This is a genomic window from Agriterribacter humi (genome assembly GCF_009192765.1).
GTDB lineage: Bacteria > Bacteroidota > Bacteroidia > Chitinophagales > Chitinophagaceae > Agriterribacter > Agriterribacter humi.
Window position 1 is genome coordinate 303,537 of sequence record NZ_VOHQ01000006.1, and the last position, 20,989, is coordinate 324,525.

Below are 20,989 nucleotides of genomic sequence, written 5' to 3' on the forward strand. Positions count from 1 at the left end.
CTATTAATTACAGAAATAACAGAATGAATGAAGGTATTTAAATTCGGAGGCGCCAGTGTGAACAGCGTGGACAGGATTAAGCAGATTGCAGATATTCTGCGTTTATATCCCGATGGTAAAAAAGTGGTTGTAATTTCTGCTATGGGAAAAACCACCAATGCGCTGGAAAAAGTTGCGGAAGCATTTTTCAACAACAGGAAAGAAGAAGCGCTGCAATTGTTTGACCATATTAAAAAGCAGCATTTAAATACCGCCAAATATTTACTTGTTTCCAGTGCCAATTCAACGGATGCAAGGCTCATGGACCTTTTTGCCGAAGTTGAATGGGCGCTGCATGATAAACCTGTGAAAAATTTTGATTATTACTACGATCAGATCGTATGTGCCGGTGAACTTTTTTCAACCACCATTATCAGTGCATATCTCAACGAGCAGGGTATAAACAATATATGGACAGATGTAAGGGATATTTTCAGAACAGATAATCATTTCAGGAATGCCGGTATTGACTGGGAGCTTACAGAAAAAAATATTTGTGATAAAGTCATTCCTTTTTTTGATGAGCATGATATTGTTATCACCCAGGGTTTTATAGGAGCTACAGATGAAAATGAAAGTACTACATTGGGGAGGGAAGGAAGTGATTACAGTGCTGCAGTTTTTGGCAACCTGCTCAATGCTGAAAACGTTACTATCTGGAAAGATGTAGCAGGCATCATGAATGCCGATCCCAAAGCATTTCCTTCGGCTGTTGTTATGCATGAACTGAACTATGATGAAGTTATCGAGATGGCTTATTATGGCGCACAGGTCATTCATCCAAAAACCATTAAGCCCCTTGAGAATAAAAATATTCCATTGATAGTAAAATGTTTTATTGATCCGGCATTACCCGGAACGGTTATTCATCATAAAACGATAAAAAATTTACCACCTGTTTTTGTTGTTAAGCAAAACCAGGCATTGCTCCATTTGCATACACGGGATTTTTCATTTATAGGTGAAAATGCCATATCGCGGTTATATCATTTACTGGCGCAGAAAAATATTTCGCCCAATCTTATACAGGCCGGTGCAATAACATTAATGGTTTGTACAGACGATAAAGAAGATAAAATTGATCAGTTGGCGGCTGCAGCATCAGAAATTTTTGATGTACAGGTAGAAAAGAATCTCAGCCTGTTAACTATACGGCACTATACACAGGAAGCGGTAGCTGAAATGACCGATGGAAAACATATAGTGCTCAGGCAGCAATCCCCGCATACGGTTCAGTTTTTGCTACGGTAGAACAGGTTCTGTTATATGCTTCCGGTTTTTTAGAAATAAAAAATTCAACTTTCTGTTTTCACTCCTTTTAGGTTCTGGCTTGTCCAGGTTAGTGTTAAGATAAGCGTAAATTATCAAAAATACAGCCGCGAATACGCAAATAAACATTAATGCATTCGTGGCAGGATATACGCATTTTATGGTATTTATGACATTAGAATAAAAAAAGAAAAATATCCCTCCTTTTTTTGCTATTACGAAGATTATCGTATTTTTATACGAAATTAATCGTAATTGATCATCTTATTAAAACTTTAGTTATGATACCTCGTACTTCCATGCGCCGCAAATATGGTTTTGGGCTTTTGATCATTTTCCTGCTTATCGTATCTTTTTCGTTTACTTATAGTTACAACGTAAAGGAGGGCGGTCCTTTTCGCAGCTTTCAGAATTTTCAGACACCAGTCTCCGGATCAGCCCGGGATACCATTCCTGGAGAGGGAAAATCTGAGAGAAGCGCCCTGGATGATCAATCCGTTTTGGATAAGGAATTAGATACCCGGTCTATCGAAAAAGCTTTGAAAAGCGTAGAGTACCGTCTGCAAAAACTGGAAACGGAACTTAGAAATAAAGATTGGGAGAAAGTAGAAAACGCTTACCGGAAAGCTATTGACAATATAAACTGGAAACAGATAGAAACGGATACCAGGCGTGCGTTGGCAGATGTAAATAAAAAAGTAATGCTTGAAAATGATATTCACTTAGATAATATAAAATTGCAAATCAACAATGCTAAAGTAATGGCAGATCAGAATTTGAAACAAATGCAGCTCAGCATTGATCACGATCTTAAAATAAATTTGCAAAAAGCTACACGGGGTTTGCAGAAAGCCAAAGCATCCTTACAGCGGTTAAAAGCCTTTGCAAATGACCTGGAAAAAGACGGGTTGATAGAAAACGGAAAGCCCTATTCCATTGAAATCAAAGACGGTGATTTATATATCAATGATGTGAAACAGTCTAAGAAGGTTACTAAAAAATACAGGGAAAAGTATAAAGATTATTTCGAAAACGATGGAGACTTTAAAATACACTACAATAAAAGAAAGGGGAAGCAGGGTGAGGGGGGGCTGATATAGGGATAAGATGGTAAGATGGCAAGTGGTAAGATGGTAAGATGGTAAGACAGTAGATGGTAAGATGGTAAGTGGTTGCTAAAACCGCGGCACAGGGCATTGCGTTTGCCTTAAGCTTTGGTTGTACTGATTGTAGTATCCATGATATAACAGGGCAAATTCAGATGCTCCGCGCATATTGTTATAATTTTTAAGGGATGAAGTAGTAGCATCGTACGAGAACATGAGCCGAACTGATTTCCATTGAAACCCGATCATTGGAATAACCGCATCGCTGCCACGATAATACAGACCACCGATCACCTGTTTTTCTCCATCGCCCGATAAATTATAATTGGCGTGAAGTCCGAGCGTTAGCTCCTTTGCTTTTGCCTGCGTAGTAAAATAAGCGCCGGGGCTTACAATTACCCTGTCGTTTACTTTTAGCACAGCATCTGCAAAGCCGATGTACCTGCGCGCTATAGCATTATTGTATCCCGAAGCGCTGTTGAAAAATGATTCTTTGGGGCTGTTTACATGATGAACAGAAACACCTGCATGCAGGTAAATGTTGTCGGTTGGGAAATAAGCGTAGTTCAAGCCAACCTGTACATCAAGATAGTTGATATTGGTTGCCGCAAAATTTTCTCCGCTGGGAGCGCCGGCATCAAAAAATTTACCGTTCCACTGGTTATCGAATGTGAACTTTGTTACATCTATTCTTTTGTTTGCCCATCCAATATTAAATCCAACGGAAAGCAATCCTGTACTGCCCAGCATTTGGTGATAAGCGGCCGAGCCATAAATTTTAGTAGAGGTTAGATTGCCGCTTCCCGCAACATCACGCAATATGGCGCCGCCCAAGCCTACCCAGCCCGATTCAAACCTGTCGCGGAAAGCCTGCGCATCCCCATAAATGCTCATGGTTTTAAATTGTGCGGGTATACTCGCCCATTGCTGGCGGTAATTTGCACCAAGGCGGTAATCATATTCCGGTAAAAAACCGGTATTGGCAGGGTTAGTCGTTAATGGCGAATTAAAGAATTGAGAGAAATGCAAATCCTGGGCACAAACGAAAGATGGCAGTCCGTTTAATATGCCCATTCCCATTAACAAGGTGAATATAAAAATTCGCGTTGCTGTACGGTTATGCTTAGCGATCCGCTGCGTCAAAATGCGGTTTGCATTCCACGCCCATGAACATTGTGTATGTAATAAAGATAGTAACATGTCCGTAACCTCCTTTGTATTCGTCAATCTCTAAGCAATTGGTATGGTTGGAAACAAAAAACAAGAACCAAACTTGCCTACCGGCAGGCAGGCCTGTCCGCCGTGGCGGATAAAACTCAAATCCTAATCCCGGTATCGTAAAACGATAAACCACAAACTACAAACCACAAAACCGTCCTTATCTCAGCAACGTAATATCTCCCTTTTTGGTTGCCTTGCTTCCATCTGTAAATTCTACTTCCAGCGTATAGGCATATGCGTCCATCGGTTGCAAAGCTCCCTTATATTTTCCATCCCATCCCTGGTTGCGGTCTGTGGATTGGTACACCAATTGTCCCCACCTGTTGTAAATACGGAAAACCATTTTTCCAATAGCATATCCTCTCACAAATACTTTATCATTTACGCCATCGCCATTGGGGGAAAAAGCATTGGCTACAGCAATTAATGGAGACACGAGTGCCGATACGGGCTGGCAAATTGTATCGGCGCAGCCATACTGGTTATAGGCAATTAGACAGGTATTAAATTCACCCGATGAATTAAACTGGTGTATCGGGTTAACTTGTACTGAAGTATCGCCATCACCAAAATACCATTTATAACTTACTGCATTCATTGACGTGTTGGTATAAGTGGTTAGCGTATTTTCCTGTGGTTGTACGGGGCTGAAAGTAAAACCTGCCGTTGGTCCTAACCGTACATTAATGGTAAAAAAGGCAGAGTCGGAAATATTACAGGTCATGGAATCCACCACCAATAATTTTACCCGGTAAGTACCCTCCGTATTGTAATCATGCTCAGGAGAAAATTCAGTTGAAGTAGTGCCATCGCCAAAATCCCAGTAAAAAGATTGCCCGGCTTCTGATATATTGGTAAAGATAGCATGGTATGGCACGCATCCTTCGGGAGGGGTTTCAAATTTAGCAACAACATTAGGCGCTACACGCATTTGAAGCGTAAAGGTATCGGGTGCATTACAATAATTGGTGTCTGCAAGCGAAAGTTGCACATTATAGGTTCCGGCTGCCGGGAATTCGTGTTGTATTTTGCCGGGACCTGTTGTTACCGGCGCAGAACCATCGCCAAAATCCCATGTAAATGTGCTGTCGTGAAAAGGCTTACCAGGCGGCGCCACAGAGGTATTCGTAAATTCAAAATTCAAACTTTCACAGGGAAGCAATTTAGCGGCAGTTGCTCCAAGTTCCGCTCTGTCTGTTCGAACCCGGATGGTTGTGTATGCAGTATCGCTTATGATACATTTACTTGAATCTATAGAGATCAACGTTACATCGTAAGAACCAACAGTATTATAAGTATTGCTGCTGGTAGGCACGGTAGTAGTGTCTTTATTTCCATCGCCAAAATCCCAGATATATAATTTCCCTTTTTGTAAGGTATCCATAAAATCTACTGTAACCGGTACGCAGCCATAATTCCTGTACGGTTTCCCATCTATTGTAGGCCGGATACCGTTGGTTACACCGGAGAAATCCATTTCAATTTTTACTGCTGCCAGGTTGCATTCGTTGGGGTTTCCAGATTTCGGGCGCCATACACCCGGCGTGGTGGGAAAAGTACTTTGGGGGAACCTGGATATAAAACAGGCCGCACATATAGACTGGTAAATGACGCCATTGGCATCGAAACGGCTGGTACCGCCGTCCACATGATCCCCGAAACCACCTTTTTGTCCGTAAAATGCACCGAACAAAATATCTTTCGCATCTTTTTCCAGTACGAAGAAATAAAAGTCGCTCCCATCCGTGTTACAGCCATTGGGTAATACATCGCAGTTTTTTGTGGGCATCCCAAAAGTTCCGGAAGTATGAAACGGGTCATCCCCGCTGGGGTTTAATCTGCCTCCCCATCCGGCTACATATACGTTTTCGCATTTATCAACCGCAAAAGCTACAGGTGAAATATTAAAGGTTGCTGTGCCACTGCCAAATACGGTTGAGTATACATTTGCCGAAAGATCGGGCTGCATTTTTACGATGAATTGTTTTGTGCCGGGGTTATTATAAACTCCGGGACTAACCGGCCACGCACCCAGGGTAACACCCATTACATAGGGAAATCCTTTTTGGTCAAATTTCAAACCATATATGGCATCCATATTACCGGTGCCAAGATAGCTGGCTTTTTGTAAAGCGCCTGTATTGTTGAAGATCGCTATAAAAGCATCTGCTGTGCCTCCCTGGTAAGCGGATGCTATAACGCCTGAAGCAGGTACACCGGGCAGGTTATTGCTTTTTGTTGATCCGCCTACATAAATATTGTTGGTAAGGGGGTTAAGCGCCAGCACAAAAGTGCCATCATCATCGGTGCCGCCAAATAATGTGCTGAACAGTACGGTTCCCACATCGGGTGCGATTTTCATTACCACGCCATCCTGTTTACCTGCCCTGGTAGCTTGTGAAGCACCGGTGGTTACAGGAAAATTGTCCGATTGTGTGCAACTGGCAATATAAATATTATCGCTGTTATCTAATATTACTTCGCTTCTTGAATCATCACCATAAAAAACAGACAGGCTGTTGGGCGACCTGGAAGTTGATATATTTACTCCATCTGAATTGGTGCCGCCAATTCTTTTTGATCCAATAAGTTGTGTTCCTGTACTATTGAGTTTTGATACTACAATGTCGAATCCACCGCCTGTTCCTAATTTATTATCTGCAGGTTGCAACGGGTAATTACTTGAATTGGTTCTGCCCAGTATTACAAGGTTGCCCTGGCTGTCTTCAATTAAACTGTGCGGCTGGTCGGCGCCTTCACCACCAATATAAGTAGCATATAACCTGTTGTTGCCGCTGCCATTAAATTTCATGATGCCGATATCAAAAGATTCTGTGTTGTTTCCTCCGCCATAAGTAGTTTGAAAAGCGCCGGTTGAAACCGGAAAGCCCGGACCAAAAACAATGCCTCCCGAATATAAACTTCCATCCGATCCATAGGTTGCCGTGAATCCCCATTGGCTTGAAGTACTGCCTGTAAAAGTGGCGAATATAAGAGTGGGGTCTATTACCAGTATTTGTGATGGATCGTATTGCTTTACTCTCAGTTTTACCTTATCCTTGCCTTCCAGCACATACCTGCAATCCACTTCATTTTTTCCCGCGTTGCTAACCTGGTATGAATAGGGGGATAATTCTTTTACATCGCCAACAGATGTTTTAATATACAGTTCCCGGTTTTTGATCTGCAATTTATCCACTCCCTCATATTGCATAACAATATCGTTGATATTGGCTCCCGGGTAAGCAATAATATCATATTTTAATTGTCCGCCCTGTGCATAATAACGCATATCAATATTGGGATAAATATTTTTATAGGTAACCGCCTGGAATATTTTACAATTGGCCGCCCATTTGGAAGGATCATTGCCGGTAAGATAATTTTCATAAGAATTAACCGGCTTTTCACTTATTACGGTGGCATTGGTATTCGCCCCCGAAAAACGCATATGATATGCATGTGAGCGTAAAACAATACCGGAAGCAGGATCCGTTATATCACCATGAGAAGGACGGGGATGGGCCGATCGGTTACTTGTTTTTGGATCCGTTTCTCCTTCGGGTGCGTGCCCGTGTATGCGCTCCGAAATTTGCTGCATATCCTCTTCGTTATGCAGCAATACGGTAAATCCGTTTCGTTCAAGATAAAAAGCGCCATTATTGATTCCGCCCCTGAACAAAACAGAATCGTTCCATTGACCTTTGTTTTCGGTAAACTCAACAGCCTGCTGGGCAAAGGCTGCCAGGGTATTAAACAATAAATAAACGAGAAATATGTGGGATTTAGATTTCAACTTTAGTTTCGTATTAAATGTACAGATTCTGATAGCGAATTTAACCCTAATTATATATTTACGATATCTTACTCCACAGGGTTTGTCCTTTTTGATGCTGAAGATAGTTTTTTAACTTCAAGTTAACTGCCATACCCAGTTCCGGGTCATCATTTAATATGTTTTCTGCATATTGTTTGGCTAAATCTAACAAATGTTTATCCTGTACAATACTCGCCAGTTTAAAATTAAGCATACCGCTTTGGCGCGTACCCTCAATATCCCCCGGGCCGCGTATTTCAAGATCTTTTTCTGCAATAATAAAACCATCATTGGTGGCGCACATCATTTTCAATCTTTCCCTTGCATCGGCAGTTAACTTATTGCCGGTAAGTAAAATACAATAACTTTTTTCTCCTCCTCTACCCACCCGGCCGCGCAACTGGTGTAATTGCGACAAACCAAATTTTTCTGCGCTTTCAATAACCATCACTGTTGCGTTTGGAACGTTTACACCTACTTCAATAACGGTGGTAGACACCATGATCTGAGTGTCCTTTTGTATAAAACGTTGCATGTTTGCATCCTTTTGCGCCGCATTCATTTTTCCATGCACCATGCTTATCCAGTATTTCGGTTCAGGAAAATAAGCTTTCACATTTTCATAACCTTTCATGAGGTTTTCATAATTCATTTTTTCACTTTCTTCGATCAGCGGAAAAATGATATAGGCCTGTCGTCCTTTTAAAATTTCGGCTTTTATAAAGTCCATCACCTGCGAACGGACGGTTTCATAACGGTGAACAGTGGTAATGGGTATTCTTCCCGGCGGAAGTTCATCCATGATGCTGTAATCAAGGTCGCCATAGGCCGTCATGGCCAATGTTCTTGGAATAGGCGTTGCCGTCATTACCAGCATATGCGGGGGGATTTCGCTTTTCTCCCACAGCTTTGCTCTTTGCGCCACGCCAAAACGGTGCTGTTCATCTACTACAGCAAACCCAAGTTTATTAAACTGCACCTGGTCTTCAATGAGGGCGTGCGTACCTGTTAGTATATGAAGGCTGCCATCTGCAACTTTCGATAAAAGCTCTCTTCGCCTGGCCTTTTTTGTGGAGCCGGTAAGCAAGCCCGTTTCAACAGGCATATCTTTTAATAATTCCCTGATGTTGTCGTAATGTTGTTGGGCGAGTATTTCAGTGGGCGCCATCATACAGCTTTGATAGCCATTATCGGCCGCGAGCAACATGCAAAGCAGTGCCACAATGGTTTTGCCGCTGCCCACATCTCCCTGGAGCAAACGATTCATCTGAAATCCCCTTGCTGTATCCTGCCTGATCTCTTTCAGTACTCTTTTTTGCGCGCCGGTTAATTCAAAAGGAAGCCAGGATTTATAGAAAGTATGGAATAACTCGCCCACCTGTTCAAACACAATGCCCTTTGAATAACGGTGCCGGTTGGAGCGGATCAGTCCCAGCCGTACCTGCGCAAGAAATAATTCTTCGAACTTTAACCGGGTTAAGGCTTTTTCATACATTTCGTTATTAGCGGGAAAATGAATATTCAGGTAAGCTTCGTACCGTGGCAGTAGTGGCAACTGTTTTATAATATCGTCTGGAATATTTTCAGGTATATCTTTTTCATGCAGCAGTCCAATAAGCGTTTGCACCAGTTTGCCGATCTGCCTGCCATTGAGTCCCCGTACTTTTAATTTTTCCGTGGTGGGATAAACCGGTTCAAGGTAATTTTTGCCTTCGCTTTTTTCAGGCGTAAACAACTCTGTTTCGGGGTGTGTGATTTGCGGGCTGCCCATGAAGTACGACAGCTTACCGAAAACAAGATAGGATTGACCCACCTGTATATTTTTTTGTATCCAGCCAATACCCTGGAACCACGTGAGTTCCAGTGATCCTGTATCATCCCTTAATTCAGCAACCAGTCGCCTTCCTCTTTTTTCACCTATTATTTCGCAGGAAACGATTTTGCCCGCCACCTGGATAAAATCTGAAGCCGGCGTAATATCACCAATTTTTTTGATCTCTGTTTTATCTATATGCCGGAAGGGGAAATGTTCCAGCAGATCATTGAAAATAAAAATGTTCAGTTCCTTTTTAAGCAGGTCTCCCTTCAGAGGGCCAACACCTTTAAGATACTCAATGGGATTGGATAATATAGAACTGAACTGACTGATATGATGCGGCTTTAGTGGCAAATGTAAGGAATGCGGAAATCACATAAACGATTGTACGGTGTTATGGAAGCATTTTTTAGCATTCTTAGAGAACAGCTTATAAAGCGCCTGATCATTCCGGCGCCGCTGCGAAGCTAATCTTACACCGGTCGCAACACTATTCATTCATAAAATGGTGACAGGAAATTCCCGGTATCCTGATCCCGTTGTCCAGCGTATCTTATAGTCTCCCGTATAGTTTACTTTGCCCGATGGGTCTTTCCCGTCCCAGCGTATCATAAATGTTTCTTCTCCTGTTTTGCCTGTATATAAATTGGTTATTTTCTTATCCGTTAAAGAATACAGGTCTACCTGTAATGTACCGGGTGTCCATGATTTGCATATGATGACTGATTTTTCTTTCTTTGTGATGACATGTGGAAGTACTGTGGCAAGGTAGAGTTCCTTACTCTCTGTAAAGCGCATTTCAGGTACTGTAACTTTTCCTTTAGCATATTTTCTTTTAAAGCCGGGGGGATTCTTAAGCACGGTGTTTTCATAACGTAAACGCTCAGCCGCATGTTTGCCTTTTCTGAACCGCAGTTCATAAAGGTCGCGTATGGTTTGGTCAAAATCGAGCAAACCTGTCCAGAGTTCACCCGCATTCTTTGAAGCTGTTGAATGGCCGTAAGCCTGCTTGAATGCTGCAATGCCCGTAGTATCATTATCCGCACCCAGTCCGTTTGAATTAATGAATTTTGGATTTTCCGTATCCTTATTCCACATCACTTTCAGGTTGGTATTGATGATCCTTTGCATGTCTTCTTCACTAAAGACTATTCCATAATGATAAGCTTCGGTAATTTTTTCTACATCGCCGGCCTGGTAACCCGAACGCCAGGGATGAACCCAAACGCCATGGCGTGTATCTTTCTTTTCTGCATCAATATCGCCGGGGGTGAGCGGGTCAAAATAGTTCCAGCAATAGTGGTCGTCAAAATATTGGAAATGACTTTTTAATGTGAAGAATATCCTTTCTGCCCTGTTTCTGTAAACCGTACTGTCTGTAATGCGGTAAAGCCGCAGATAAACCTGTCCTGCATCCAACTGTTTATTAAATGGATGGCTGATCCCGGCCCGGTTAGCGGCAGAATCGTATATCCATTCTTTTAAATTACGGGGTTTTAAAAACTTACTGAAGCCGGTATAAGCGCCATATGGACCATCTTCATACCATGTTCCTCTTTTGTCCCACTTCTCTGCAAAATCTCTTTTAGCTATTTCAACATAGGCGCTTGCCTTGCTGCCGTATATTTTTTTCAGGGAGTCATTTTCCAAAACCAGAACGCAGAAATCAAGTATCCCTGTCATCAGAATGGCATCGCCTACAAGTGCGTCCTGCCAATATCTTTCGTCATAAGCATACGGGCCAATCCATCCGCTGTACCCGTCCGGATCGGTGTCCATCCTGCTAATCAGAAAGTCGTAATATGCTATTCCGGCATCCAGCCATGCTGTATCTCCGGTGAGTTGAAAGTTTTCTACATATTGATCCATTCCCACCCTGGCATGCCAGCAAAAGTTTTCGCCTTTTGCATTTTCCTTAAATGCGGGATTATTGATCATGCCGGCGGATAATGCTTTTGGCGTTATCCTCACCGGCGGGCTATCCTGAGCAGGAACTAAAATGGCCGCGCATAAAAGTACTGGCAGGGAGAATAAAAATATAAAAAGGCGTGGTTGTATAGTCATACACATGCTTTTGACTCCTTCGTTTTGATGGATGTTCATTGCACTGGCCATTGGGCAGTCCCGATCATCTGTGTAAATATCCTAAAACTTCTTATTACAACGGTTTTATAACGGAGCATGGAAACTTTATTGAAATCGCCAGTGCAACGTATGGATAAGCCGGGAAGCCTTAAATCACACAATCGATTGCTGTGCGATAATTGAAATCGTTTTTCCTAATTTTAGTATTTAAGCCTCTTTAAATGATTGTTCCATGGGAAAGACTTTTCTGACTTTATTGTTTTTTTGCTTCGCGATAATGACGGGAGTGGCACAGCAACCGGCTACGGTAAAAGAATATATGCAGTCGTTTCCTACCTATCGATTTTCAGATCCAAATCCCATGCCGCAGCTTTCCCCCGTGTATCCTTATTTCAGGTACGATGGATTTACTGATAAACCTGAGCAAAAACAATGGAAGATCGTTGAACTGCAGAACGATTATATTAAAGTGCTGATCACGCCTGAAATAGGAGGGAAGATTTGGGCTGCAATAGAAAAAAAATCCGGGAAATCATTTATCTATTATAATCATACTGTAAAGTTTCGTGATATTGCCATGCGGGGGCCATGGACAAGCGGAGGGCTTGAGCCTAACTATGGCATCATTGGCCATACGCCTTCCAATGCTACGCCTGTTGATTATATCACACGGAAAAATGATGATGGAAGTGTAAGTTGTATTATTGGCGTGCTGGATTTATTAACCCGGAGCAACTGGCGCATAGAGATCAATCTTCCCCAAGACAAAGCGTATTTCACCACGCAGTCTTTCTGGTACAATTCCACCCCTCTTGAACAACCTTATTACCACTGGATGAACCTGGGCATTAAAGCAAAAGGCAACTTAGAATTTATTTTCCCGGGTACAAAATATATCGGGCATAATGGAGAGTATGCAGATTGGCCGGTAAATGAAACCAATGGTAAAAAAATAAATTTTTACGAACAGAATAATTTCGGCGGGTATAAATCGTACCACGTTTTTGGAAAACCTGCTGATTTTTTTGGCGCCTACTGGCATGATGACAATACCGGCATGGTACGTTATGGCACCTACGACGACAAAGCCGGCAGAAAAATATGGATCTGGGGATTATCGCAACAAGGGATGATCTGGGAAAAATTACTGACCGATACCGATGGTCAGTATGTAGAAATTCAATCGGGCAGACTCTTCAATCAAAATGCAGAGAAAAGCAGTTTCACTCCGTTTAAACATATTGCCTTTGCCCCCTATGCAACGGATACCTGGAAAGAGTATTGGTATCCTGTATCCCAAACGCATGGCATTGGTAAAGCCAATGCATATGGCGCACTCAACGTAAAGTATGAGAATGATCTTCTGAAAATATATTTTTCCGCTGCACAGTTTGTTCGTGATACTTTAGTGATAAAAGCGGCAGAAAAAACCATATACAGCAAGGCTTTGAATCTGACGCCATTGCAGGTATTCTCGGATTCCATGCGGGTAAGCGTAAACGCAGAAGATATTATCGCTGCTTTAGGCAATAATAAATTGGTATACCATAGCGATCCGGAGTTTGAAGCGCTCAGCCGCCCGGTATCATCTCCTGCAAATTTTAACTGGAATACCGCCTATGGCTTGTATGTGCAGGGTAAAGAATATATGGATCAAAAAATGTATGGGGCGGCTGAAGAAAAGCTTGCGGAAAGCTTAAGTAAAGACAGCAATTATCTTCCCGCACTGGTAAAAATGGCTGAACTTCTGTACCGTAATATGCGTTACACCGAAGCCCTGAAAACAGCCACACGGGCATTAAGCATTGACACCCATGCAGGCGATGCCAATTACTATTATGGTATCATCAATGCGCAGTTGGGTAATATAACCGATGCGAAGGATGGGTTCAGTATCGCCTCACTTACGCCGGAATACCGCAGTGCGGCTTATACCGGGCTTAGTAAGCTGTACAGCAAAGAAAAGGATTTTCACAAAGTCATAGCATATGCGGTAAAAGCTATTGATTTCAACCGTTATAATATTGATGCGTTAATGCTGCAGGCTGCTGCATTGCGCAGCAATAATGAAATTGCAAAAGCTGAAACAGTATTAAAAACAATTTTATTGTATGACCCGCTGAATCATTTCGCCCGTTTCGAAAAATATCTCTGGCAACAAACGGAAGAAGCTAAAAAAGAATTTGTTTCATTGGTGCGGAATGAATTGCCTGCGGAGACCTTTGCTGAATTGGCCATCTGGTATTACAATGCAGGTTATACGGATGAAGCGCTGAAGGTATTTTCATTAAGCCAGCCAGGTGCAGAAGCTATTTTATGGCAGGCATTTCTGCAAAACAAAAAAGCGGATTGCAACGCCATTGATCCTGAACTGATTTTTCTCTTTCGTTCAGAAACGGCAATGGTACTGGAACATTTGCTCAAAAGCCAAAACGACTGGCTGCTCAAATACCAGTTGGCTTTGATTTATAAAGACAGGAATCGCGAAGCGGAGTGCAAACAATTGTTGCTGTCCTGCGGTGATCTGCCTTCCTATGCACCATTTTATGCAACCCGGGCTGTTATTTTTGCTGGTAGTGATACTTCCCAAAGCTTGCGTGATCTGCAGAAAGCATTATCATTAGACAAAGCACAATGGCGATATTATAAAATGCTCGGTGAATATTATAATGAACATCAGCAACCCCAAAAAGCTTTAGCAGCAGTAGCGCCATTTTATAAAGCCCATTCGGAGCAATACATAATGGGAATGCTGTATGCCAAAACACTAATGCTGAATAAAAAGTATAAGGAAGCAGATGCGGTATTGACTAAGCTTAATATCATACCATTTGAAGGCGCTACAGAAGGAAAAGGACTTTACCGTGAAGCCAAACTAATGATGGCTTTGCAGGAAATGCAAAAGAGCAATTACCGGAAAGCGTTGGCATTTATCAGCCAGTCGCGTTTATGGCCACAAAACCTGGGTGTGGGAAAGCCTTACGACAATGAAATAGACAGCCGCTTAGAAGATTGGATGGAATATGTATGTAACCGGAAAATGAATAAGAAAGAAGACAATGTTTTGCTGGAACGCATTTTGCAATTTACTCCGCGCATTGATAATACGGTGAGCAATTTTATTCCTTCAAACACCCTGGTATCGGCATGGGCAATTGAAAAAAAGGAAGGGAAAGCCAAAGCTGTTAAATGGATAGAGCAGCAGATCACATTGTATCCTCACCTGCGCAAAGCCCTGGAGTGGAGCAGGGATATGTTTGAAAATAAGACACCGCCGGTATTGCATGATACCCCAAAAGATGCCGGGATGCGTATCCTGGAAGCCCTGGTAAGCATGGGAGAGAACGGTCATTAAACCTTAAATGCAGCGCCGGTTACATTTATCACTAAGTGTATTGCTATATGCCCGCCCGGTTTTTCACATCATGTTAGTAGTTTTTGCTCTGATTTTTGCTATAGAACCAGTAGGTTTGTAAAAATCATTGCTATGGGTGACGTGCTGAACATCACTGATTTTTTAAATCCGGTTAACCGGTATCATTTATCGCACGATGAAGGTTACCTCGAAGGGCAGATCGGCAGCAGTATCGAATTGTATGAGGAAGACCTGCCCGATCTTGACATTGCTGATGTGGTGCTGGTTGGCTGTGGTGAACAAAGAGGCGAAGGATTAGACAAATATTCTGCCGGGCCCGATGTCATTCGCAGCCAGTTTTATTGCCTGTATTACTGGCATAAGGATATCCGGATAGCCGATGTTGGAAATATTAAACCAGGCGCCGGGATGGCCGATACCTATGCGGCGTTAAGAATGGTGGTAAGCGAGCTGCTGCATATTGGGAAAACGGTAGTTGTTCTGGGTGGCAGTCACGATCTTACCCTCGCACAATACGATGCGTATAAAGCATTGAACCATATTATTGAAGCCACTGTAATAGATGGGCTTATTGATCTGAATATGGATAACCCGTTGCGGAGCAGGAATTTCTTAATGGAAATATTAACCGGCGAACCCAACTTCATCAGGCATTATAATCACATTGCGTTTCAGAGCTATTTTGTGAACCCGCACATGCTGGAAACAATGGATAAGTTGCGTTTTGATTGTTACAGGCTGGGTGTGGTTAAGGAACATATGGACGAAATGGAACCTGTATTACGCAACACCAATATGCTGAGCTTTGATATTGCAGCATTACAGCATGCCGCGGCGCCTTCCAATTATCTTTCTCCTAACGGACTGGATGGTGAACAGGCCTGCATGCTTACCCGGTTTGCAGGTATGAGTCCCAACATCAATTCTATAGGCATTTATGGTTACAGTGTGGAAAATGATATCCAGCAATTAACCGCCAAGCAAATCGCGCAGATGCTTTGGTATTTTGTAGACGGAAGATGGCAGGGTAAACACGAAGCGCTGCTGGCTGAAAAAGATAGTTTTTTTGAATTCAATACTGCGTTTGCAGAGATTGATACGGTGTTTTTACAAAGTAAAAAAACAGGACGCTGGTGGATGCAGTTACCGGATAAATCCTATATCGCGTGTTCGTACCAGGATTATATCCAGGCCAGCAGCAATGAAATACCGGAGCGTTGGCTGAGAGCACAGGAGAGAAGCTGATTTGGCAGCCTATCAGGACTGCCGCGCCGCTTCGGTGCTAAGCTGTTCTAACAGGCTTGCCTCCCAGGCTGTGTAAATGTGGAAATGCCTGCCCGACTGAATAGGCGGGTGAAAATGTAAAACTGACTACTCACTGTTCACCCCTCGCCAACATGCATCATTTAACCCCATTTTCACGACCAATCATCTTCTTCCTCACCGGAATGCTTTTTCTTTCTTCCTGCAGCGTTTCTAAAAGGATAAATAAGATTGCCAGGAATAATTTATTTAACGATACTGTATTAGCAGATGCACATACAGGTATTTCTGTTTTTGATGCGGATGCGAACAAGCTTATTTACAATTACCAGGCTGATAAATATTTTGTACCGGCCAGCAATACCAAGATCATCTCTTTATACGCGGGCATGAAATACCTGAAGGATAGCCTGGTTGGGCTTCGGTATAAAGAAACGGCTGATACCCTGTTTATTGTGCCTGCAGGAGATCCTTCTTTTTTGCATCCTGATTTTAGCAGCCAACCGGTATTTGATTTTTTAAAAAAGCAATCCAAACCCATAGCCATTACCACAAATAACTGGAAAGCAAAAGCATTGGGTGAAGGGTGGATGTGGGATGATTATAACGATGCATACATGACGGAACGCAGCCCCTTTCCTGTATACGGAAATGTGATCCGGTGGATACAGGTGCGTGATTCGGGAAGTATTGCAGCAATGGCAAGGGAAGAAGCATTTATTTATTCGGAGCCCGATATTAGCTGGAAAGTAAATTTTAGCGGTGATACCGCTGCACAAGTATTTTCTGTGCAACGGTCCTTAACCGAAAATAAATTTTTTATCACCCAGGGCAGGGAGATCAATGCTGAGCGAAAGGTGCCTTTCATCACCAACGGGTTACAATCGGCATTGCAATTATTGAAGGATTCTTTAGGCAAAACCATTGATTCATCCACGACTATCATCCAGCCTGATGATATAGTTCATTCCCAGGCATCCGATTCGCTCTTTAAAATAATGATGTACAGGAGCGATAATTTTTATGCGGAGCAGGTGTTGCTAATGGCAGCCAATGAAAAGCTGGGTATAATGGATGACAGGCAAATGATACAATACCTGCTGAACAATGAACTCCAGGGATTCCCCCATACGCCACGTTGGGCCGATGGCAGTGGACTGAGCCGGTATAATTTATTTACACCGCAGGATTTTATATGGATACTAGATAAGATGAAAAATGAATTTGGAATGCAACGACTGAAAACGATCTTTCCAACCGGTGGTGTAGGTACGTTGAGTAATTATTATAAAAAAGATACCCCATTCATATACGCTAAAACCGGTACCATGTCGGGCGTATTAAGCCTTAGCGGTTATTTATATACAAAAACCGGAAAGCTATTGATCTTTTCCGTGCTGGTAAACAACCACAGGCAGCCGGCATGGATGATCCGGAAGAAAATAGAGTCGTTTTTAGATGATTTGCGGGTAAGGTATTGAGGCTTGAAGAAGGAAATCCGAAACGAGATGCAATGATGCGGTCGGCACCCGATGCAAGAAGGGTCAGACCGCATCCGGAAGAGATACCAGTTTGAATGTTCTTTGCTCGCTTTGCGTGAAACAATCCGAAGCCGGATGCATTCTCAAATCTCAAATCGTAAATCTCAAATTTCAAATCCTTTATCTTCCCCCCGGCGGACAATATTTCAACAAATAATTGGTGAATAAGGTGCGTAAGTGTTTGGTCGTTCCTTCTCCTTCGCTGATGCTGTGCGTTCTGTTCGGATACGACATGAACTGGAACTGTTTATTGTATTTGATAAGCTCATTCAGCAGCATTTCCGCATTCTGATAATGTACATTATCATCTCCCGTACCATGTATATACAATAAATTACCACGAAGGTTTTTGGCATAGGTAACGGGCGACCCTTTGATATAATCTGCTTTGGTTTCCTGTGGCGGACCCATATATCGTTCCTGGTAAATATTGTCGTAGGTAAGCTGGTTGGCTACTGCTGCCACAGCAATACCTGTTTTAAAAATATCAGGATACTGGAACAGTAAATTTAAAGTAGATGAACCACCTCCGCTCCATCCCCAGCTTGCTACACGGGCCGTGTCTAAATAAGAATGTTGTGCTAATAGTTTTTTCATGGCCATGGCCTGGTCGCGGATATTGATGCCGCCAATATCGCGGTAAATAGACTTACGCCATGCCGATCCTTTTAAGGTAGGTGTGCCCCGGTTATTAAAGGATACATAAAAGTAGCCGCTCTTTGAAAGGTCGCCGAGGAAATTAACACATTTGCCCGCTTTAAATTCATCCTCAACTGTGGTGCCGCCGGGCTCGCCATATACGTATAACAGTATGGGATATTTTTTAGAGGAGTCAAAGTTTTCCGGCTTTACCATCCATCCATCCATCGTTACGTTATCCTCGGTAGTAATGGTAAAGAAATCCAGGTTTTTTCTGTCTACCGTTTTAATACGATCTGCAATGCTTTGGTTTTTCTGCAAAGGCGTATGCTCCGGTAGTTTGATCCACTCGCTTACCGGAGGGGTGTTGCGGTTATTAAATTTATGAAGCGCAATTTGAGCGCCCGGAGAGATTTCGTAAGCGTGTGTTCCCTTCAAAGTGGCCGGAGATACCAGTTCCAGTTTACCTTTACCATCCATTTTAGTACGATACAGGTAACGTTGTATAGCGCTTTCAGGGGATGCGATAAAATATACATAATTATTCTTTTCATCAATAGCGCTGATGGTTTCTATATCGTAATTGCCTTTCGTTAGCAGGGTTTCTTTTTTGCCATCCCTGCTGATACGGTAAATATGCCGCCAGCCATCTTTTTCACTCACCCATAAAAATGCCGCGCCATTGTTTACCCATTCCCAGCCTCTTGGATCATCGTCATTCCAGCGCGATTTAACATCAATCCATGCTTTATCTGTTTCGGTATATATATTTTTAGCAGCCGCATTTGATATATCACATACATACAGCTTGCTTTCATTTTGCTTCCTGTTTAATTGCTGCACAATAAGTGATTGATTGTTGGCGGCCCATTCCATGCGGGGCAGGTAATGTTGTTTGGGATCGCCGGGAATGCTCATCCATCTGGTACTGCCGCCTGCTGCATTTACCACGCCAATACGTACCGATGAGGGGGATTGTCCTACTTTGGGATATTCAACAGGAACGACAAATGAATAAATAGAATCCGTTGTATTCAGCATTAAATAATCACGCGTATCACGGGCATCTACCTGCCAGTACGCGATATTTTTACTATCGCTGCTCCACCTGAAACCATCCCGGCAGGCAAATTCTTCTTCGTATACCCAGTCGAAAGTGCCATTGATAAGCTGGCGGTTACCATCGGTTGTTAATGCAATGGTTTTTTCGGAAGCAATATCTTCTGCATAAATATTACGGTCGCTCACATATCCTACTTTTTTACCATCGGGCGAGAGCTTGGCGTACATCAGGGATTGATCTGGTTTATCTTTACCAATTTGTCTTAATTGTCCTGTGCCCCTGTTCAGTATCCAGTAATCGCCTTTTGTATTATAGCGCCATACTTTTGCTGTATTGGTGAAAATGAGAAGCATATTATCATCCGCGCTGATCTCAAAGTCGGCTACTTTTAAAGGTTCATTCTTTCCCTGGGGTGTAAGTTGTGCAGCAGTAGCCAGTACAGTAACCTGTTGTGCAGATAAAGGATTTATACGAAGAAGCATATTATCCTGTATTTCATACAACCCGGTTCCATCGGCTGTCCAGTTTACCTTTTCAGGTTTAAACTGGGCCAGTCCAACAGACGCATGGCATATTAAATAAATAATGATAATACTTCTCGTAATGCAGGCATGGTATCTCATAGTCGAAAAATGATTTAATAGTAAATTTAAAAGAGAAATGCTTATAATGAATAAAGATTTGATAAATGGTGAAGTGCAAAATGCAATTGAATGCGAAAAACCCGCATGCTCATTAACCGTTTCACATGAAAAAACTATGATGTAAATTGCAATAGTGAAATGAAAGCATAATTATGAATGATGTTAAAGAAAAACTACGCTTAGACAAATATCTTTGGGCTATCCGTATTTTTAAAACACGTAGTATAGCTTCAGAAGCCTGTGATAAAGGGAAGGTAAAATACAACGGCGATTCGGTCAAGCCGTCTCGCAATGTGCATATTGATGATGAGTACGAAATAAAAACCGAAGCCAAACGCTGGCGCATTAAAGTAACGGGTTTATTACATAACCGTGTCCAATACAGCGAAGCGGTTAAATACTATATAGATATTACACCTGCTGATGAAATACAAAGACTGCAATACCAGGCATCGAGCTTTCATACAGGAAAACGACTGAGCAAAGTGGGAAGACCTACCAAAAAAGAACGCCGGGATATTGATGGATTCCTGGATGAATAATTGTATAAAAACTTTTGTATTGATTATTATTCTGCTGTATGTTATAATTATTTTTCTTGTTGCGGGCATTATTTATTTTGCTTACAAAAGTCCGCATTACAGCCATCTCAAACATACCATCAGTGAACTGGGCGAAGATGACGCTGTTAATAGCAGGGCTGCTAACCTGGGTTTGTTTTTGCCTTCCGGGCTGTTGCTGATTTCATTTGGGTTATTAAATAGCGGCAATACGAATATAAAAGGACTTGCAATATGCCTCGGAGCGGGATACCTTGTCTCTGCCTTATTTCCATGCGATCCGGGTTCGCCGTTGGGTGGAAGCGGTAAACAAACGATTCATAATATTGGCGGTTTTATTGAATACGCCGGCGGCATTTATTTTTTGAATAAGTCCCGGCAGCTCTTACTTACACCCGGCTTCATTGAGCCCCAATGGATCATAGGCTTTCTGGTCGTTTGTGTAATTTTGACTTCTTTGCCCGGATTTAAACTCCGTGGATTATTCCAGCGTATAGTGGAATTCATATTGTTCGGTCAGTTATTATGGCTCAGTTACCACTGATAGAAC

At 42.4% G+C, this 20,989-nt stretch carries 12 protein-coding genes; 7 read left to right on the plus strand and 5 right to left on the minus strand.

Annotated elements, in window-relative coordinates:
• The first annotated feature begins 27 nt into the window (after positions 1–27).
• Together FRX45_RS12925 and FRX45_RS12930 are read left to right on the plus strand one after the other, a co-directional pair.
• Positions 28–1,290 (plus strand): aspartate kinase, encoded by a 1,263-nt coding sequence (locus FRX45_RS12925; protein WP_152268846.1) that lies wholly within the window; start codon positions 28–30, stop codon positions 1,288–1,290.
• Positions 1,291–1,589: 299 nt separating this feature from the next.
• The gene (locus FRX45_RS12930; protein ID WP_152268847.1) at positions 1,590–2,408 is read left to right on the plus strand and encodes a hypothetical protein; all 819 of its coding nucleotides are present in this window, start codon (positions 1,590–1,592) and stop codon (positions 2,406–2,408) included.
• A 75-nt stretch (positions 2,409–2,483) separates the two neighbouring features.
• Here FRX45_RS12930 and FRX45_RS12935 read toward each other — a convergent pair whose 3' ends face one another.
• From FRX45_RS12935 to FRX45_RS12950, 4 genes are all read right to left on the minus strand, one after another.
• Positions 2,484–3,494, minus strand: coding sequence for a PorP/SprF family type IX secretion system membrane protein (locus FRX45_RS12935; RefSeq protein ID WP_152268848.1), 1,011 nt, complete (start codon positions 3,492–3,494; stop codon positions 2,484–2,486).
• 298 nt (positions 3,495–3,792) lie between these two features.
• Positions 3,793–7,431 carry a DUF7948 domain-containing protein gene (locus tag FRX45_RS12940; RefSeq protein WP_152268849.1) on the minus strand — a complete coding sequence of 1,213 codons (3,639 nt, stop codon included), beginning with the start codon at positions 7,429–7,431 and terminating at the stop codon, positions 3,793–3,795.
• 58 nt (positions 7,432–7,489) lie between these two features.
• Entirely contained in the window at positions 7,490–9,622 is a 2,133-nt protein-coding gene (gene recG, locus FRX45_RS12945) for an ATP-dependent DNA helicase RecG (RefSeq protein WP_226805336.1), read from the minus strand.
• 144 nt (positions 9,623–9,766) lie between these two features.
• Entirely contained in the window at positions 9,767–11,332 is a 1,566-nt protein-coding gene (locus FRX45_RS12950) for a hypothetical protein (RefSeq protein ID WP_152268850.1), read from the minus strand.
• A gap of 253 nt (positions 11,333–11,585) precedes the next feature.
• Here FRX45_RS12950 and FRX45_RS12955 point away from each other — a divergent pair, with 253 nt between their 5' ends.
• The 3 genes from FRX45_RS12955 (at position 11,586) to FRX45_RS12965 (ending at position 17,473) form a co-directional block, all read left to right on the plus strand.
• Positions 11,586–14,708: a DUF5107 domain-containing protein gene (locus tag FRX45_RS12955; RefSeq protein WP_152268851.1), complete on the plus strand. Its 3,123-nt coding sequence runs from the start codon at positions 11,586–11,588 to the stop codon at positions 14,706–14,708.
• A gap of 132 nt (positions 14,709–14,840) precedes the next feature.
• Positions 14,841–15,974: a formimidoylglutamase gene (locus tag FRX45_RS12960; RefSeq protein WP_152268852.1), complete on the plus strand. Its 1,134-nt coding sequence runs from the start codon at positions 14,841–14,843 to the stop codon at positions 15,972–15,974.
• 152 nt (positions 15,975–16,126) lie between these two features.
• Positions 16,127–17,473, plus strand: a complete 1,347-nt coding sequence (locus tag FRX45_RS12965; RefSeq protein ID WP_152268853.1) for a D-alanyl-D-alanine carboxypeptidase/D-alanyl-D-alanine-endopeptidase — start codon at positions 16,127–16,129, stop codon at positions 17,471–17,473.
• Positions 17,474–17,653: 180 nt separating this feature from the next.
• On the opposite strand, the gene FRX45_RS12970 is transcribed toward FRX45_RS12965, so the two are convergent.
• Positions 17,654–19,858: a S9 family peptidase gene (locus tag FRX45_RS12970; RefSeq protein ID WP_152268854.1), complete on the minus strand. Its 2,205-nt coding sequence runs from the start codon at positions 19,856–19,858 to the stop codon at positions 17,654–17,656.
• Positions 19,859–20,031: 173 nt separating this feature from the next.
• Here FRX45_RS12970 and FRX45_RS12975 point away from each other — a divergent pair, with 173 nt between their 5' ends.
• On the plus strand, positions 20,032–20,421 hold the full coding sequence (locus FRX45_RS12975; RefSeq protein WP_152268855.1) for an RNA-binding S4 domain-containing protein: 390 nt from the start codon (positions 20,032–20,034) through the stop codon (positions 20,419–20,421).
• Positions 20,422–20,440: 19 nt separating this feature from the next.
• A complete protein-coding gene (locus FRX45_RS12980; protein ID WP_193311690.1) occupies positions 20,441–20,983 on the plus strand; it encodes a DUF998 domain-containing protein in 543 nt (180 codons plus the stop codon).
• Positions 20,984–20,989 lie beyond the last annotated feature (6 nt).

Coding starts and splice junctions, on each gene's coding strand:
- FRX45_RS12925 (WP_152268846.1), top strand. CDS start 28: ATGAAGGTATTTAAATTCGGAGGCGCCAGTGTGAACAGCGTGGACAGG.
- FRX45_RS12930 (WP_152268847.1), top strand. CDS start 1,590: ATGATACCTCGTACTTCCATGCGCCGCAAATATGGTTTTGGGCTTTTG.
- FRX45_RS12935 (WP_152268848.1), bottom strand. CDS start 3,494: ATGGGAATGGGCATATTAAACGGACTGCCATCTTTCGTTTGTGCCCAG.
- FRX45_RS12950 (WP_152268850.1), bottom strand. CDS start 11,332: ATGACTATACAACCACGCCTTTTTATATTTTTATTCTCCCTGCCAGTA.
- FRX45_RS12955 (WP_152268851.1), top strand. CDS start 11,586: ATGGGAAAGACTTTTCTGACTTTATTGTTTTTTTGCTTCGCGATAATG.
- FRX45_RS12960 (WP_152268852.1), top strand. CDS start 14,841: ATGGGTGACGTGCTGAACATCACTGATTTTTTAAATCCGGTTAACCGG.
- FRX45_RS12965 (WP_152268853.1), top strand. CDS start 16,127: ATGCATCATTTAACCCCATTTTCACGACCAATCATCTTCTTCCTCACC.
- FRX45_RS12970 (WP_152268854.1), bottom strand. CDS start 19,858: ATGAGATACCATGCCTGCATTACGAGAAGTATTATCATTATTTATTTA.
- FRX45_RS12975 (WP_152268855.1), top strand. CDS start 20,032: ATGAATGATGTTAAAGAAAAACTACGCTTAGACAAATATCTTTGGGCT.